Source organism: Psychrobacter sp. UBA3962 (assembly GCF_002385225.1).
In the GTDB taxonomy this organism is placed as follows: Bacteria; Pseudomonadota; Gammaproteobacteria; order Pseudomonadales; family Moraxellaceae; genus Psychrobacter.
Genome location: NZ_DGDC01000029.1, coordinates 11,634 through 28,250 on the forward strand (window position 1 = coordinate 11,634; position 16,617 = coordinate 28,250).

The 16,617-nt window shown below is 45.6% G+C and carries 12 protein-coding genes; 7 read left to right on the forward strand and 5 right to left on the reverse strand.

Annotated elements, in window-relative coordinates; translation table 11 throughout:
- Positions 1-4 precede the first annotated feature (4 nt).
- Positions 5-2,887, reverse strand: a complete 2,883-nt coding sequence (rapA, locus tag B3S92_RS07295) for an RNA polymerase-associated protein RapA (RefSeq protein WP_296204369.1) — start codon at positions 2,885-2,887, stop codon at positions 5-7.
- Between the two features lie 387 nt (positions 2,888-3,274).
- Between rapA and B3S92_RS07300 the strand changes: the two genes are divergently transcribed.
- Complete coding sequence (locus B3S92_RS07300) at positions 3,275-4,216, forward strand: D-2-hydroxyacid dehydrogenase (RefSeq protein WP_296204372.1); 942 nt, start codon at positions 3,275-3,277, stop codon at positions 4,214-4,216.
- Positions 4,217-4,301: 85 nt separating this feature from the next.
- Here B3S92_RS07300 and B3S92_RS07305 read toward each other — a convergent pair whose 3' ends face one another.
- A complete protein-coding gene (locus tag B3S92_RS07305) occupies positions 4,302-5,195 on the reverse strand; it encodes an EamA/RhaT family transporter (protein WP_296204375.1) in 894 nt (297 codons plus the stop codon).
- Between the two features lie 211 nt (positions 5,196-5,406).
- Here B3S92_RS07305 and B3S92_RS07310 point away from each other — a divergent pair, with 211 nt between their 5' ends.
- From B3S92_RS07310 to B3S92_RS07320, 3 genes are all read left to right on the forward strand, one after another.
- Complete coding sequence (locus tag B3S92_RS07310) at positions 5,407-7,362, forward strand: ABC transporter ATP-binding protein (RefSeq protein WP_296204376.1); 1,956 nt, start codon at positions 5,407-5,409, stop codon at positions 7,360-7,362.
- A 48-nt stretch (positions 7,363-7,410) separates the two neighbouring features.
- Positions 7,411-8,346: an alpha/beta hydrolase gene (locus B3S92_RS07315; RefSeq protein ID WP_296204378.1), complete on the forward strand. Its 936-nt coding sequence runs from the start codon at positions 7,411-7,413 to the stop codon at positions 8,344-8,346.
- Positions 8,347-8,452: 106 nt separating this feature from the next.
- Positions 8,453-9,076 (forward strand): alpha-ketoglutarate-dependent dioxygenase AlkB family protein, encoded by a 624-nt coding sequence (locus B3S92_RS07320; RefSeq protein ID WP_296204379.1) that lies wholly within the window; start codon positions 8,453-8,455, stop codon positions 9,074-9,076.
- A 2-nt stretch (positions 9,077-9,078) separates the two neighbouring features.
- Here the strand turns inward: B3S92_RS07320 and B3S92_RS07325 are convergent, their stop codons facing one another.
- The 3 genes from B3S92_RS07325 to hisA all read right to left on the reverse strand — a co-directional run bounded on the left by B3S92_RS07325 (position 9,079) and on the right by hisA (position 12,784).
- Positions 9,079-10,074 (reverse strand): NADP-dependent oxidoreductase, encoded by a 996-nt coding sequence (locus B3S92_RS07325; protein WP_296204380.1) that lies wholly within the window; start codon positions 10,072-10,074, stop codon positions 9,079-9,081.
- 137 nt (positions 10,075-10,211) lie between these two features.
- A complete protein-coding gene (locus B3S92_RS07330; protein WP_296204382.1) occupies positions 10,212-11,816 on the reverse strand; it encodes a mechanosensitive ion channel domain-containing protein in 1,605 nt (534 codons plus the stop codon).
- A 179-nt stretch (positions 11,817-11,995) separates the two neighbouring features.
- Positions 11,996-12,784 carry a 1-(5-phosphoribosyl)-5-[(5-phosphoribosylamino)methylideneamino]imidazole-4-carboxamide isomerase gene (gene hisA / locus B3S92_RS07335; protein WP_296204384.1) on the reverse strand — a complete coding sequence of 263 codons (789 nt, stop codon included), beginning with the start codon at positions 12,782-12,784 and terminating at the stop codon, positions 11,996-11,998.
- A gap of 389 nt (positions 12,785-13,173) precedes the next feature.
- Between hisA and B3S92_RS07340 the strand changes: the two genes are divergently transcribed.
- The 3 genes from B3S92_RS07340 to B3S92_RS07350 are packed head-to-tail and all read left to right on the forward strand — an operon-like array spanning position 13,174 to position 16,617.
- Complete coding sequence (locus B3S92_RS07340) at positions 13,174-14,538, forward strand: Na(+)-translocating NADH-quinone reductase subunit A (RefSeq protein WP_296204386.1); 1,365 nt, start codon at positions 13,174-13,176, stop codon at positions 14,536-14,538.
- Positions 14,539-14,543: 5 nt separating this feature from the next.
- Positions 14,544-15,776, forward strand: a complete 1,233-nt coding sequence (locus B3S92_RS07345) for an NADH:ubiquinone reductase (Na(+)-transporting) subunit B (RefSeq protein ID WP_077450077.1) — start codon at positions 14,544-14,546, stop codon at positions 15,774-15,776.
- Positions 15,760-16,617, forward strand: coding sequence for a Na(+)-translocating NADH-quinone reductase subunit C (locus tag B3S92_RS07350; RefSeq protein WP_296204389.1), 858 nt, complete (start codon positions 15,760-15,762; stop codon positions 16,615-16,617). The genes B3S92_RS07345 and B3S92_RS07350 overlap by 17 nt, the downstream gene beginning before the upstream one ends.

The following is a 16,617-nucleotide window of genomic DNA, read 5'->3' on the forward strand; positions in this document are numbered from 1 at the left end:
CCACTTAAGGCTTAACGGCCACTAATACACGAATACTATCCGGCACCAGAGACAAGTTGCTTAACGCCTGCTCCCCTTGAGCTTTTAGCGACTCAAGACGTTCAATCTCTTCATCACGCACGTTCGGGTTCACTTGTTGTAGCTGTTTTAGGCGGCTGATTTCACGCTCCCAAATTTGACTAAAACGAGCCAGTGCTTGGGCACTAATTGCCTCTAGCTTACTTTGGGCAATGGCTTCAGCGTCATAGTAGCGTGATTCAATCACTTTATTGCGCACTTTAACTACCTGACGCGAACGGTTTTTATCCAAACGCTCAATGTGCGGCATAATCATATCCGCAGTGATGCGCTCGGATAGGTCACCGCCCTGCTCTCCTAAGAACACTCTTAAGTTTTGAGTCGGTAAAGTCGCCCCTAAATTCAGGACTTTCGGAGCAATGGTGGCCACCCTAAAGTTCACCTCCAATAACAGCATACCCTCTGGAACGGTGTTGCTCTTAAGCATAGCCACTGTGGTATTACCAAAAGTGCCCGAGTTGGCCATATCATAAATGGCCAGCATTAACGGATGCTCGTGAGTAATAAAGTCCATATCCTCACGCACTAAAGCTTGGCTGCGTTTGAAGGTTAAGGTCATGCCATCTTCAGAGATAGGCAGATTGTCGACATCGGTATGCTGACTGTTTTCGGCTTCTGGTGGATGAACAACCCAAGAACCATCACGCTGCACGCTATGATCTAAGTTCACTGAAGAGAAGAAACGATCTAAGAAGGACGGCAATAAGTTATTGGCATCAAAGTCGCTCATCGCATCAGCAATACGGGAAGCAACTCTTGGTCGACAAGAGTTGTACTCAAGCAGACGGTCACGACCCGACTGTAATTCTGCCTCTAACTCTTGACGGACACTCGCTGCTTCAGCAATTAAGTCACTTAAGGCTTGACGGTTTTGTTCATTGTCTTCGCCTTCCAGCAAAGGTTTTAAGTCAACGATGAACTGCTCTTGTACTGTTTGTGCGGTCGGTGATATATGATTGAAGATATTAAGCGCAGAATCATACCACTGATACATACGCTCTTGAGCCGTACCTTGCACGTAAGGTACGTGCAGAGTAATCTTTTGGGTTTGACCGATACGGTCTAGGCGACCAATACGCTGCTCTAAAGTATCTGGGTTGGCCGGCAAGTCCCACAGTACTAAATGACTGGCAAACTGGAAGTTACGACCTTCGGAGCCAATTTCTGAACACAATAGAATTTGGGCACCTGCTTCATCCGCAAAGAATGCCGCCGCTTGGTCACGCTCAAGCAGACTCATTTGCTCGGTGAAGATAGCGGTCTTAATGCCGGCGTGTAGACGCAATACCGCTTCTAAACTTTCTACCGTCGCTCCACTGCGAGCAATAAGCAGTACTTTTTTCTGCTTTAACTCTTCTTTTAACAGCTTAATTAACCACGGCACACGCGGGTCATCTTCTAGCCAGCTGCCATCGGGCTGGTTTTCTTCACCCCACAGTTGCTCGCGCAATTTACCACAGGTCTGATAGCTGCCTATCCAGCTTTCTGGGCAAGGCAGAGGGTGCGGGTGACTGGTACGACCATGGAAACCTTGCACACTATCACGGGTGTTACGGAATAACACACGGCCAGTACCATGGCGGTCTAATAACTGGTTTAGAGCATAAGTACGTAATTTATCGTCTTCATTAATGGTGGCCAGCTCATCAGGATCACTAAAGCCCAATAAATGAGTCAGGGCTTTAATTTGCCCTTCAGTCAAAGGCTTCTGATCCATCAATACTTCGGCTACTGCCGCAGTATCAGAGAACGCCGCCTGACCGTCAATAAAATCATCTAAATCATCGAAGCGGTCTGAATCAAGCAGACGCAGGCGGGCAAAGTGGCTTTCCACACCCAACTGTTCTGGCGTCGCCGTTAATAACAACACCCCTGGGGTTTCATGAGCGAAGTCAGCTACCAGCTCATACTTATCATTACCGCCTTGCTCTGGATCCCAATGTAAGTGATGCGCCTCATCCACCACCAATAAGTCAAAGCCGGCTTCCATCGCCTGCTCATATAAGTCATGGTGGTCTAGCAATAAATCTAAGCTGGCGATGATGCACTGCTCAGTGGCGAATACGTTTTGATCGGGATTATGCTCTTTAATAGCCGCCGTACGTACCAAATCAAATAGGGCAAAATTTAGGTTAAAGCGGCGACGCATTTCGACCATCCACTGATACTGCAAGCTGTCAGGGACCAAGATTAATACGCGCTGTGCTTTACCAGTAAGCAGCTGCTGATGAATAATAAGACCGGCTTCAATGGTTTTACCTAAACCCACTTCATCGGCCAACAATACTCGCGGGGCGATACGCTTACCCACTTCATGAGCGATATATAGTTGATGCGGAATGATATCAACGCGAGCGCCCATCAAGCCTTTTAACGGATGACCTGCCAAGGCTGACTGCATACGTAGGATATCTTGACGCAGCTCATACCAGTCTCCACGTTCAACCCGTCCAGCTAGTAATCTTTCTAGCGGCTTGGCCAAAGTAATATTAGCGGCCAAGCGGGTTTCCATGATGCCACGCGGATGACCTTCCACATGATACTTAACCACCCCCATTACCTCATCAACCCCAGTAACAATGTGGGTGTTACCTTCTTGGTCGGTAATCTCGTCACCCACCTTAAAGGTTACTCGAGATAAAGGTGCCGAGTTTTTGGCATACACCCGGGTCTCTTCGCTTTGAGCAAATAAGATATGCACACAGCGGTCATCAACATCTATCACCACACCTAGGCCCAGCTCAGCTTCAGTATCAGATAAATAACGTTGACCAACGGCGAATTCGGGGATTAAAGCAGCTATTGTCATAAATCAGTCAATTCTTTTATTAAAATGTGGGGTTTCGCTTGATAATCAATCACAAGCAACAGCAAATAAACCGCTGTCAAATGGTGCTTATTATAAAGGATTATTAGCCCTATCTACGTTAATGAGGTCAAAGTTAGCAAATTCTACACCTAATCTTTGAAAACACCTTTTCCTATCGAATTTTTTGCTATTTTAACAACTAATCACTGCCCTTATAAAAAATACTCGCATAATCTTTGTAAATATAGGGCTTTTTTAGCCCTTAGTTTTGGAACTATGCACGACAGTGGTAGCATGTGCAGTATTGAGCTGACTTTATTGTAACAATAATCAAGGAAGTAGGCCTAAACCCCTTTCAAGCAACCGTAAAATAATTAGGAGAAATTTATGAAAGCCGTATTTTTGGATAGAGGGACTTTTTTGGATGAGGTAGATTTACCCGCTCCTAACGGGGTTACTGATTATGTGGTCTATGAGGATACCGAGCAAAATGACCAGCTAATCATTGAGCGCTGCAAAGACGCTGATATTATTTTTTCTAATAAAGTAAAACTCAATGCCGATATCATCTCATCCCTGCCCGACTTAAAGCTGATACAGCTGACGGCCACTGGGATGAATAACGTTGATGCAGAAGCTTGTAAGGCCCACAATGTCGAGCTTTATAATGTCGCAGGTTATGCCGTTAAAAGTGTGCCAGAACACACCTTTATGCTGATGTTAGCCGCGCTACGGGCTGGGGTTTATTATCATGATAAAGTCAGTGACGGCAGTTGGGAGCAGGCAGGCAGCTTCTGCTTAATGGACGTGCCCTTGATTGATTTAGAGGACAAAACCTTAGGAGTTATCGGGGTGGGTACCATTGGTAAGCGCGTGACTGAAATTGCCAAGGCCTTTGGTATGAAAGTATTGTGGGCAGAGCACCAGGGGAAAGAGCCCCGTAATGAGGACTACACCGACTTTGACACAGTATTAGAAACTTCCGATGTTATTAGCCTGCATTGTCCATTAACCGAGCATACCCAGCACCTAATTAACCAAGATACCTTGGCTAAAATGAGCAAGAAACCATTAATCGTTAACGTGGCTCGTGGCGGTGTGGTGGATTCAAAAGCCTTGGCCGATGCGGTAAAAAGTAATCAAATTATGGGTTATGCCACCGATGTCTTCGAGCAAGAGCCGACCACTAAAGACGATCCTTTATTACAATTGGCCGATCACCCCAGAGTCATCTTTAGCCCTCACAATGCTTGGGGCAGTCAAGCCGCTCAAGAAAAGTTATGGGAAATCTTAAGTGAGCAAGTGAGTGACTTTATTGCTAAGCAGTAATGGCTTAAAGGATAGACCATAATAAAAACCTCCTTCTTTATAAAGAAGGAGGTTTTTTTGTCACCGTAAAAATCACTGACTTTATTTAACTCCAGAATAAAACAAACACACAAGCTATCGCAAGCACAATACCGAGCATATTGAACTTGCTTAGTGATTCCTTGAAGGCAAACACCCCGACCAAAGTCGCTACCGCAATCACCCCAACGTTCATACCGGTAAATACCACACTTGGGGAGTCTGCCAGAGTCTGGTGTGCCTTGATATAAGCATAGATGTTGCCCATATTTAACATACCTAGCACCACACCTGACAGCAGCGCTTTACTCTCCCACCGAGTTTTATTTATGATGAGATAAACCAACAACAACAGTCCAGCGAGTCCAAAGGTCATAAACAGGGTCAAAGGGAAAGCAGTCCCTTGCTTAGCCACCTGCTTAAATAAAATATCAATGACGCCGTAACCTACCCAGACCCCAAGCAGCCAAGACCCTACCGGTATTTTGGCCAAGCCCCTTTTTTCACCCGTGTCGGTTCTAGCATAAATAGAGTTATTAGCATTGGCTTTTTCAGGCCTGCGATAAAGCAGAGCCACTAGCGCCATAAAGCCCAGAAATATGCCCCAAGTGCGCTGTAAAGTGAGCACTTCACCAAATAAAGCAAATGCTGCCACAATAGGGATAATCAGCGATAGACGTTGGGCCGCATCGGTTGCAATAATACCCATCGATTCAATAGCCCGACCTAAAATAACAAACACCAACGGCAACAAGATACCTAATAGCAGTATAATACCCCAAGCTGTATTTAAGTCCGCCACTTTACTCAAGTCTGGCTTTAAGAACGCCCAGGTTAATAAAAAGGCCACTGGGTACCCTGCCATTATGGTTTGGCGGATGTCTATGTCGTGCTGGCGTAAAATTTTTAGTAGTATCGAAACCGCTACGCTACAAAGCACGGCAATGACAAGATAACTCATGAAATATTTTCCTTAAATTAAATGTAACAATATATTACATTATAAGTCATGGTTTTGTTGAAACAATTACATAAAGTTCGATAAGCGGGATGACCGTCTTTTTTATCTTACTTTAATAGCAACAATACAATAGAAACACTACCTATCTATACTGACAATAAAGCTCAGTAATTCTGAGACCTAAAATAACTATAATTAGTAATAACTGCCTATGAATAAGCTTTTCAATTTTTTCGAGACTCGGCTATCCGCCTTCCCAGAAAACAAAATCCCGCTTCCCAAAGAGGGCTTGTTTAAATTCCTTTGGGCGTGCACTTATGGCCTTCGCAAATGGTTGGTACTATTTATGGTACTAACCGCCGGCATTGGGGTCTATGAAGCGTTACTGTATGCTTGGATTGGAGACCTCGTTGATTGGATGGGAAGCTATACTCCAGCCACACTTTGGGCCGAAAAAAGTGCGACCTTAAAGCTGATGTTTGCTGTACTGATATTGAGCCCATTTTGGGTGGGTTTAGCCTCCTTGGTTCACTTCCAGGTGATCCAAGGGGTGTTCCCGATGCAGATGCGCTGGCGTTTTCATAAGCGCATGCTGGGTCAGTCCATGGAGTTTTATCAAAACGAGTTTTCTGGACGGGTTTCAGCCAAGGTGATGCAGACTGCTCTGGCCGTCAGAGATACCGTCATTACGGTCGTCGATATGATGACTTATGTGCTGGTATTCTTTGTCACCAGTGGCATTATCCTGTTTCAACTCGACAGCTTATTGCTTATTCCTTTTGCGCTGTGGTTGGTGATGTTTGGAGCAACCTTGTGGTACTTTTTACCCAAGCTGCGTCAGACTGCCAGTACCCAGGCCAATGCTCGGGCGCTCATGACCGGTCGTATTACTGATGCCTATGCCAATATCATGACGGTGAAGCTGTTTAGCCACTCTCAACGAGAGCTTGGCTATGCCAAATCAGCGATGAAGCAGTTTTTGGCAACTGTGCATGCTCAAATGCGCTGGGTGAGCGTGCTGGAGTTCGTCAACCACTTGGTAAGTGTGACCTTGATCGGCAGTACCGCAGCCATTGGTTTGTATCTGTGGCAACGAGGGGATGTGGGGGTTGGCGCACTGGCAATGGCCACTGCCATGGCGCTTCGTCTAAACAGTATGACCCATTGGATTATGTGGCAGATGGCAAGCTTGTTTGAAAGTATCGGTACAGTCCAAGATGGTATTCGTACTTTGTCTACCCCACAAAAAGTAGTGGATGCGCCAGATGCCAAAGAATTGGTTATCAAGGAAGGTCATATCAAGTTTGAAAATGTAGACTTTGGATATGAAGGCAATGCTGAAGCCCCTATGCGGCTTAAAGTGGCCACTGAAGACGATATGGAGAACAAAGATGGCTTGCCCTCCTCTTCGGCGGACAGCCTGCCTAATCCAAACTATGTCAAACTGCTAGATAACTTTAATTTAGACATCAAGCCTGGTGAGAAAATAGGTTTAGTGGGCCGCTCTGGGGCTGGTAAATCAACTTTGGTGAATTTATTACTGCGCTTTTTTGATGTGGATTCCGGGCGTATTACTATCGATAATCAGGCCATACACGAAGTCACCCAAGAGAGCTTACGCCGCCAAATCGGCATGGTTACTCAGGACACCTCCTTACTACACCGTACAGTTCGTGAAAATATTGCTTATGGCCGTCCTACCGCCACTGATGAAGAGATTATTGCTGCCTGTAAAGAGGCACAAGCTTGGGAGTTTATCCAAGAGCTACATGATGCCAAAGGCAATACCGGTCTTGATACCCAAGTGGGTGAGCGTGGGGTGAAACTCTCAGGTGGCCAACGTCAACGTATTGCTATCGCTCGAGTTATGCTAAAAAATGCGCCCATCTTGCTGTTAGATGAGGCCACCAGTGCCCTAGACTCTGAAGTAGAGCACGCCATTACCGAAAGTTTAAACAGCATGATGACTGGCAAAACCGTTATCGCCATTGCTCATAGACTGTCTACTATTGCTGCTCTAGATCGCTTGGTAGTTATGGATAAAGGGCGTATTATTGAACAAGGTAGCCATGAAGAATTGCTGGCTGAAAATGGCGTTTATGCAGGACTGTGGGAGCGTCAAAGTGGTGGCTTCTTAGGGGAAGATGATCTAGACATAGTAGAATAACTTTAAGGCCGGTCTATTGGTTTAATTGAAAGAGGATGTGATCAGTCGATGAACGAAGCTCAAGTTAACACGTTTCAGCAATACGAAAAAAGTATTCTATTAGGAGATAAGCAGGCCCGTTACTATGAGTTTCCAGACTCAGAGTCACCGCAGTCTGCTAGCGACAAAGCTGAAAAGCCTACTGCTCATTTTTATGGCGGTAATGGCTTCGTTACTGGAGTTTATCAGCCCTTAATTAGTGAGCTTAGCCAACAGTTTAAGGTGACCAGCTTAGCGATGCGTGGCTATTGGCCAGATCTACCTACCGAAAAGATTATGACTCGGGAACAGGATGCGGACTGGTTAATCGAATTCTTGGAGCAGACGCAAACAGGACCTGTCATCGGTATTGGTCATTCGCAGGGTGCCACTGCCACTGCCATGGCCGCTGCCAAAAGACCGGACTTATTCTCTGCCCTGTACTTGATTGACCCCGTCACCTTTACTAAAAAGCAGTCTTTGCTATTTAATCGAATTCCGCGATTGGCGTTGCAAACTCAAGAGCCTTTTAAGAGTACAAAGGCCAAACCTGCTGACTGGAGCAGCGTCGAGGCTTATTATCAAAGCTTACGCCAAAACCGGGCCTACAAACGTATTAGCGATGAGCACTTAAAGACTTTTGCTGAAAATAGCTTGATACCCAAAGAAGAAGGGGATTCCGGTTTTAGTTTGTTATTTAAACCCAAACAAGAACTTGCCAGCTACTTTGGCACCCCTTATGTAACACCTGCTCTAAAAAAGCTAAATAAGAAAAAGCTGCCTTATTATTTGATATTGGCTAAACCTTCTATCTTTAATAGCTATAAAGTGCGCCAAAGTTGGAAAGAAGTGGTACCTCTCCAGAACAAAATTGTTTTGTCGGACTATGGCCACCTTCTGCCCTTAGAAGCTCCTAAAGCTTGTGCGGAAGTTATAGCCAATTTTGAGCAATCTCGGATTAAGTAGCTCATCATCAAGCTTATTGACTTATCGTTTTAAACCGCTTGGCTAGACAGCAGGAAAGCTGCACCGTACCTTACCTACCTTGGCTTTCTATTATGGGATTACTGCTATGGATTTGTTTGCCCCACAGCCTTGCGATAACCTGTTGCCTTTTGACGGTATAGTGAATGACTTAGGAATCGTCTTAGGAGATGATCAGGCTTTATATGAGCAGCTGTTAACCGAGCTACCTTGGCAGTCAGATAGAGTGACTTTATTTGGTAAGACTCATATTACTACCCGTCAGATTGTGTGGATGGGAGACAGTGAAGCTAATGGCTCTTTGGCTTATAGCTACTCGGGGCACAGTCGTGCTATTACGCCTTGGCATCACTCAGTGTTTCACGTGAAACGTCTGGTTGAGCATAAGTTAGCTGAAATTGGGGTGGAGGTTTGTTTCAACACTTGCCTGCTAAACTACTACCCTACTGGGGCAGACGGTATGGGTTATCATGCCGATGATGAGCCTGAACTCGGCCACCAACCCATTATTGCCTCGCTGTCGTTGGGTGCTACCCGTAAATTTGTATTGAAGCACAAAAAAGCTCAACATAAAGTTGAGCTTCATCTTGAATCAGGTCAGCTAATTGTAATGCGCGGCGATACTCAGCAATATTGGAAGCATACCGTCACTAAAACTAAATCCGTACAACAAGGTCGAATCAGTCTTACCTTTCGTACTCTATATCCGTAACCTTATATCTCCAGCACAATTTTGCCAAAGCTATCGCCTTTTTCTAAAGCTTTGTGTGCCTCAGCAGTATCTTCCAAAGGATACGTGGCTTGAATTTCAAGCTGCAACTTATCCGCTGCGATTAGTCGTAATACCTCTGCTAAATCTTCAGCATTTGGCTTCGCTATAAACCCCTCGACTTGTAACTTTTTATCGGCACCGGCTTCTTTTAGCTTTTGGGCCCAAATTGAAGGCAATACCACCACACGCCCACCCGTTTTAACTACGGTTAACGCCTTTTCACCCGCCTCACCCCCGACCAAGTCTAATAAAACATCAGCGTTTAATTCAGGAAACTGGTCCTCTTTGGTGTAATCAATCCAACCTTCTAGCTGGCTAGAATCGATCAAGCTTTCAATTTTTTGATATTTTTCAGCTGAGCAAATTAGGGTCAGCTTAATACCGAGCTCTTCTACCTTGCGCATCAATAGTTGCAAGGCCAAATGACCCACACCGCCTGCTGGTGCACTCATTACCACATGCTCGCCGGCTTTTATTTCAGCAAAATCAACCAACTGTTTGGCCGTGGTTCCGACACAAGGCAAAGCCCCGGCTATTTCTAAACCCACCCCTTCAGGCACTTTAGTAAGCAGCTCAGCCTCTACCGTATTGTACTGGGCATAGCAGCCTCCGTTAAAATTCAAGGCAGCCACTTTATCACCCACTTCAAACTCTGCTACGTTACTAAAAATCACCTCTCCTGCCATATCAAAGCCCAGTATCGCAGGCTTATTCTCGGCAAACTGCTTGTTTTTAATGTTTTCAGCCCCCCAGCCCAGCCCTTGGCGAGTTTTATAATCCACAGGGTTAATACCTGCATAAGCCAGCTTTACCAATACTTGGCCCTCACCGACTGTGGGCACGGCAGCGTCATTGACAAACTGAAATACTTCAGACTCACCAAACTCAGTGATGACAATGGCAGATTGGGTTTTAGGAAGGTTTGGATTAGATGACATGACACACTCCTTGTTTTAATAAGACATACGATAACTTTCATTCTAGTCTAGCACACTACCAGGGTATCAAGTTTAGCCTGCAATCAGTCAATGTCTCAAAGCCATAACATCAAACCTATAACAAAAGAGCCTTACCGTTACTCCTGCGGGCTATTGCAATCCAATAAATCTTTGTCCCCACTGTTATCCTGAATCTCTTCCTCTACTTTTTGCATAAGCTTAGGATCAGGTCGGGCATCGAGCACCTCCTCTGCCTGCTCATTACCCAAAATGGCTCGGGCACGTTGTTTGGCTTGTTCCTTTTCTAAAGTGTCTGCTTTGCGCTTTTGCGTGCTGGCCAACACCTCTTCTGTCAGCTCTTTAATCAAATGAGGATTGTGGGTAGCCCCTTGGGACTTCTGTTGCTCCCAAGCCGCAAGATATTTAACAAGGGCTTGTTCTACCTCACCATCAAAGTGCATGCGATAAGTGGGTTCAGGCAAGCTAAAGCCCTTATTTTCCATCGCATGCTTCGCCTCTCTAATGGCAATACTACGCGCCTTGGTAATATCGGTATGGGTTTGGTCCACCCAGACTTGGAACTCAAGAATAATATTTGAGTCACTGACCTCAGTAATGATACAAGCTGATTTGGGATCCTCTAGCACAAACTCTAAGTCTCGAACTGCTTGAATCCCTACTTTAATAGCCGCTAAAGGATCATCGTTGGCATCCATGGCCAATTGAAAGGTAAATCGACGCTCAGGATTTTTGGTGTAGTTTAAAATAGTGGCTTTGAAAACCTCGGAGTTGGGAATACGCAACTGATTGCCATCCGAGGTCATTAAAATAGTGGCCCGGCTGGTTAAGCGCACCACAATTCCTTCCTCACCATTAATATTCACAAAGTCTTTGGCCTGAAAAGGCTGGCGAATACTTAACATCAGCGAAGCAATATAGTTCTCAATGGTATCTTTGACCGCAAAACCCACCGCGATACCAATAACCCCAGCACCCCCTAAAAGCGTTCCGATTATTGCTTCGGCCCCCATAAAGCTCAGGCCGAGTAATAAACCTATAACGATAAATAGGATTTTAACCGTTTGGGCAAGTAGCTCAGCAATGAAGGGGTTTGGGGTAATGCGCTGCCACAAAGACTCCCGGCGAGCCAGCCAAGACCCAAACCAGACTACGATAGAGAACACCACAATGGCGACCAGCAATAAGGGCAAAGCATGAATAAAGCCTCGGAACTGCTGTTTTAAGGCACTGATCACCGGAGTGACGTTGTCTTGGACATCTAGGGTGCGGCTAATGCGGTCTTCGACAGCCACCACATCGCTAACCCTATTGGCCAAACTAATGGCCTGCTGTGCCTTCTTTTCATTAGGCACTTCACCAGATAAGCTGACCACGCCTTGATTGACGCTGACATTGAGCGCTTTAAGTCCTTCAATCTCAGAGTAAATTCCACTAATGCGCTGTTTGATATCCTGATCGTTAACCTGATCAGGTTTGGTCGCAATGACCGTATCTTTATCGGTCAGATTACCCGCTGCAGGCACATTAACAGGCTCGGAGGTGGCCTGTTCTGTGTCTTGGGCTTCAGTTTCGGCATCCTCGCCGCTATCAGCAGCCCCTTCATCTTGATTTTGCTCAGCAGCTGCAGATACTGCTTCATCATCCTGAGCTTGCGCCTCAGGGGTAGCACTGATTAAAGCTTGTGCCGGTAGAGAAAATAAGCCACTAGTTATTATTAGCATTATCAAGCCTAACCAGACGTTATGGCTTTCGGCTCTTTTAGCTTCGAGTGGCTTATTAGCTTCAAGTTCGGTTTTGGTTTTAGGCAGCTTAAAAAAGAGCGACATGCTTATCCTGTTTTGCTTTATTCTTTATTACGTTCTAAACCAATATTGCGTTCTAAACCAAATAGCAGGGCTGACTATTGGTCTAAATAGGCCTGTGCTTCAGCCAAATCTAGAGTGCCTTCATAAATAGCGCGACCAGTAATGATGCCTTCTAGACAGTCGCCATAAGGCTTTAACAGCTCGATGTCTTTCATATTGGTCACACCACCTGAAGCGATAACCGGTAGACCACCCTCACGAGCCAAATTAACCGTCTGCTCGACGTTCACCCCTTGCATCATACCGTCACGGGCGATATCAGTATAAACGATAGACGACACGCCAGCATCAGCAAAACGCTTCGCCAAATCAACGGCCTTAACGTCTGTCACATTGGCCCAGCCATGAGTAGCTACCAGACCATCTTTGGCATCAATACCGACGATAATATGACCCGCAAACTCACGACAAGCCTCTTCGACGAACTCTGGATTTTCCACAGCTTTGGTACCAATAATGATATAGGTTAGACCTGCAGCTAGATAATGCTCAATGGTCTGTAAGCTGCGAACACCCCCACCCAGCTGTACCGGTAGAGTAGGATGCGCCTTAGCAATTTCCATCACCACATTCTTATGCACTGGCACCCCATCAAAGGCACCATTAAGGTCCACTAAATGTAAACGGCGTGCCCCTTCATTAACCCAACGCGTTGCCATGGCCACCGGATCATCAGAGAACACTGTGTCATCTTCCATACGACCTTGTTTTAGGCGCACACATTTGCCGTCTTTTAAGTCGATAGCAGGGATAAGTAGAGGTGCCACTGATTTATTTAAATTGTCTAAAGAGTTATTCGAGGGAGATTTGGACTGATTATGCATATCAAAGACCTATAGTATAAAAAGCTTTTAAAATAAATAGAGAGCTATCAAATAAAAATCACAATTTACATTTATGCCCTAAAATGGCTTAAATTCGGAAACATACTGGCAATTTTAGGGTAATTTAACGTATAATCCTAGGTTATATTGTATATGTATTTTGGTAGCCAGTCGCCACTGTCTTCTATGTTAAGAGATTAGCACAGGTCTCACTACTCGTTCTCATTTATTCTAAATTTTGCGAGTTTATAGTCTGAAGTGCATTTTCGTTGTACTGCGCTAAACCCTCTTATCCCAGCAAGAGTCTCTCGCGGTCACCGTACCGTTCGTGGCTTATTCACTACCGACAGGACGTCTGGCATTTCTTCGCTTATGGAATAAGTTCGCTTATGATTACCATCAAAAAGGGGCTTGATTTGCCCATTGCTGGCGCACCCAGCAGTGAAATCACCCAGCATTCTCCAAAGCACGTTGCACTAGTAGGCTACGACTATGTCGGTATGAAGCCCACAATGAACGTTAAAGAAGGTGATATAGTCACTAAAGGCCAACCCGTTTTTGAAGATAAAAAACGTGTTGGGGTGATTTATACTGCACCTGCCTCAGGTAAAGTCGTCGCCATTAATCGTGGCGAACGCCGAGTATTCGAAAGCATGGTTATTGAGATTGATCCCAATGCCGGCGCCGATGCTAATGAGGTCACGTTTCAGCAATATGCCTCTAATGAACTGGCTGGGCTTGATTCTGAAGCTGTTGAAGCGCAATTAATCAAATCTGGTGAATGGACCGCTTTCCGTACTCGTCCATACAGCCGTAGTCCAGAAGTGGGCTCTCGTCCACAAGCCATTTTCGTCACCGCTATGGATACCAATCCTTTGGCGTATGACCCTATGTTGCTGATTCAACAAGAGCAACAGGCCTTTGATGACGGACTTGCAGTACTTTCCACCTTATCCCCAAAAACTTATGTTTGTCACCATGGCAGTGCCAACTTAGCCAAAGTTGCTAAGACTGCAGCGGGTAACAGCACTGAATATCATGCTTTCGCAGGCAAACACCCTGCAGGCAATGCCGGTACTCACATTCACTTCTTACACCCAGTAAGCCGTGAAGTCACTGTTTGGACCGTAGGTTTTCAAGACGTGATTGCGATTGGTAAGCTATTTACCACAGGTCGCCTATATACTCGCCGCTTGATCAGCTTGGCCGGTCCTAGTGTGAAAAACCCACACTTAGTAGTAACTGAGCGTGGAGCAGATCTAACCGAGCTGACTCAAGGTCAATTAAATAGCGGTGATAACCGTATTATTACCGGTTCGGTATTATCGGGTCGCAAAACCATTGCCACTACCGCTTATTTAGGCCGCTTCCACAACCAAGTGAGCGTTCTACAAGAAGGTTATGAGCGTCCAGCATTCCACTTCTTTAGTCCAGGTGCTAACCGTTTCTCAAAACTGCCTATTTATATCTCGCAGTTCTTTAAGGGTAAAAAGTACAACTTCACCACCACAAGCAATGGCTCTCCTCGTGCCATGGTGCCAATCGGTGTCTTTGAAGAAGTTATGCCACAAGACTATTTGCCAACCCAATTACTCCGTGCGCTAATTGTTGAAGACATTATTTCAGCAGTAGATCTTGGTGCTTTAGAGCTTGATGAAGAAGATTTAGCTTTATGTACTTTCGTTTCACCAGGTAAATACGAGTTCGGCGATATCTTGCGTGATAACTTAACTCGCATCGAGCAGGAGGGCTAACGCTGATGAAATTCTTACATAATATGTTTGACCGCATGGAGCCTAACTTTACCAAAGGCGGCAAATACGAAAAATACTACGCTGTGTTCGAAATGTTCGATACATTCTTACGTCAGCCTGGTACCACCACTCACTCAGCGTCTCACGTTCGTGATGGTATTGACTTAAAACGCATCATGATTATGGTGTGGCTATGTACCTTCCCTGCGATGTTCTGGGGGATGTACAACGTGGGTTTCCAAGCCTTAACTGCCATTCAACAATTGGGTCTTGAGCCTGAAGGCTGGCGTACGGCGATTACCAATATGGTAGGCTACGATCCCAATAGCATTTGGGCCGCCTTTGTCTATGGGGCCATGCAGTTCTTACCTATCTATATCGTGACTTTCGCGGTAGGTATCGCTTGGGAAATCATTTTCGCAGTAGTGCGTGGCCACGAAGTGAATGAAGGTTTCTTCGTAACTTCTGTGCTATTCGCTCTGTGTTTACCACCCGACATTCCTTTATGGCAAGTAGCGCTAGGCATCAGCTTCGGTGTTGTTGTGGCGAAAGAAGTGTTCGGTGGTACTGGTAAAAACTTCTTAAACCCTGCCCTATCCGGTCGTGCGTTCTTATACTTCGCCTACCCAGCTTATATGTCAGGCGATACCGTTTGGACTGCAGTAGACGGTTTCTCAGGGGCGACTCCTTTAGGTCTAGCGGCCATTGGCGTGACTCCTGATAAGTTTGTGGATGCTTACGGTTCAGCCATCACTTGGATGGATGCTTTCTTAGGTAATATGCAAGGCAGTATCGGTGAAGTTTCTACCCTAGCTATCTTATTGGGTATGGTGGTTCTGATTTGGACTCGTATCGCTTCTTGGCGCATTATCGCCGGTTGTGTGGTAGGTCTAGTCGCCACTTCAATGGTATTTAATGCCATTGGCTCAGCCGACAACCTAATGATGAGCCTACCTTGGTATTGGCACTTAGTATTGGGTGGCTTTGCTTTTGGTGCGGTATTTATGGCAACAGACCCTGTGTCAGCTGCTCATACCAATAAAGGCCGCTGGGCTTATGGTATTTTAATTGGTTTCATGACCGTATTAATTCGCGTCATCAACCCCGCCTTCCCAGAAGGTATTATGCTAGCGATCTTATTTGCTAACTTGTTTGCGCCATTATTTGACTACTTTGTCACTCAAGCAAACATCAAACGTCAAACGGCTCGGAGGATGCGTCATGTCCCAGCAGACTAAGAAAAGTTCAAACTCAAATATGACCACCATTACGGTGGCGCTGGTCTTATGTTTGGTCTGTTCTGTAATGGTATCCGCCGTTGCAGTAGGCTTAAAGCCAGCTCAAGTTGAAAACCAACTGCTTGACCGTAACAAAAACATTTTAGTGGCTGCCGGTATGTTTGACCCAGCCAAAGACACCAATGAAGATGTTGAAAAACGCTTTGCCGATTTCGACGTCAAACTAGTTGATTTAGAAAAAGGTGAGTACGCTACGGAAGCCGACTTATCAAAAGCGGGTATCGCAGACATTAATAACTATGATGCCAACCAAGCATCTAAAAACAAAGCTTTGAGCACAGACTTAGGTAATGATGACCCTGCCAGTATTGGCGCGGTCCCTAAATTTGCCAAAGTTTATGTAAAAAATGATGCCAACGGTAAGCCTGAATTAATGGTACTTCCTGTTCATGGCTACGGCCTGTGGGGTACCATGTATGGCTTCTTAACCCTAGAGGGTGACTTAAATACTGTTAAAGGTATCAGTTGGTACGATCACAAAGAAACACCAGGTCTAGGCGCTCGTATTGAAGAGCCAAAATGGCGTGCGCAGTGGGAAGGTATCCATGCGTATGACGAAAATGGTGAGGTGGCTACTGGGGTAACTAAAGCTGGTCAAAGCCGCGAAAACTGGGTCGATGGTATCAGTGGGGCAACCCTGACCAGTGTTGGTGTTCGCAACCTTATCCAGTTCTGGCTTAGCGAACGTGGATACAAGCCATTCTTAGATAACTTACGTGGTGGCACTCCTGATAGCGCAGCTAACGCTCAAACTCAAACCACTACGGGCGAGGAGGCATAA